Here is a 1,085-nt window from a genome sequence, read left to right as displayed (position 1 = left end):
CGGGGGGGGCGGCCCCCCGCCGCGGACCGGAGCGGGGGGGGCCGCGCGGTGACCGTCGGTGGCGGCTCGGTCGCGCCAGGCACCGCGATCACCGCCGGGAAATCTGCTGGTGACATGGGGATTCGTGACCGCATCGGGCCGGACCGGGCCGGTGGGGGCGCGCCGGACCGCCGTGGCGACCCGGCCTCGGGTGGGCCGTGGGTCGCGGGAATGGATGTCTCGCACCCTGATCACGGGCACGGGTGGGTGCAGGGAGCCGGGCACGGAGTGGTGACCGTGCGCTTCGAGACGAGTTCGACAGGACCGGGCCCGGCGCGTACTTTCAGCGCCTACGACAACAATCTGTCCCGGGCGGACCCGCTCGGCAGTCTCCGCTGACCGGTAGCCTGGGTGGCCGGGCAGCGCTGCCGGTTCGAGCGCGTGCTGTCCCGGTACGGATACCGACCCCTCACTCGAACGCAAAGGACGAGCAGTTGAAGCTTCGTACGACTGGACGCATCGCGATCGCCGGCTTCGCCGCCATCGCCGCCCTCACCCTCACCGCCTGCGGTGGTGACGACAGCGGGGACGAGGCCAAGTCGACCAGCACGACGACCAGCGCAGCGGCGGCCACCACGAGCGCGGCGGCAGAGGACACGCCTCCGGTGCCGACGGCCGAGGAGCTGAACACCCAGCTGCAGCGGGCGCTCGATCCGGCCGTGCCCAACTCCGAGAAGCTGGAGATGGTGCAGGGCATCGAGGCCGATCCCGAACTGCCGGGCCGCCTGGCCCAGGCCTACCAGGAGACCGGCGCCACCGTCACGGTCACCGACGTGACCGCCTTCGGTGACACCGTCAACGCCAAGGCCACCATCGTGCTCAACGGCCAGGAGAACATCGCCGACGTGCCGTTCGTGGCCGAGGACGGCAAGTGGAAGGTCCAGAAGGAATGGGCCTGCATCATGCTGACCAACCTGGGGCAGCAGTCGCCCGCCTGCGTCTGATAACGCCGTGCTGAGGCCGTGGGGGGGCGGGGGCGCCCCGCCCCCCCCCCCCCCCCCCCCCCGCCCCCCCCCCCCCCGCCCCGCGCCCCCGCGCGGGGGCGG

General features: G+C 73.4%; 1 protein-coding gene and 1 pseudogene. Both read left to right on the top strand.

All coding sequences use genetic code 11. The features are described 5' to 3' along the window. Positions 1–378, top strand: a pseudogene (locus QH283_RS29515) (hypothetical protein); the annotation flags it as partial. A gap of 95 nt (positions 379–473) precedes the next feature. Beyond that, positions 474–983: a hypothetical protein gene (locus QH283_RS29510; protein ID WP_280506191.1), complete on the top strand. Its 510-nt coding sequence runs from the start codon at positions 474–476 to the stop codon at positions 981–983. Positions 984–1,085 lie beyond the last annotated feature (102 nt).

The sequence above is a fragment of the Nocardia farcinica genome (assembly GCF_029867845.1).
In the GTDB taxonomy this organism is placed as follows: domain Bacteria; phylum Actinomycetota; class Actinomycetes; order Mycobacteriales; family Mycobacteriaceae; genus Nocardia; species Nocardia farcinica_A.
This window is presented reverse-complemented; position numbering and strand designations above follow the sequence as displayed.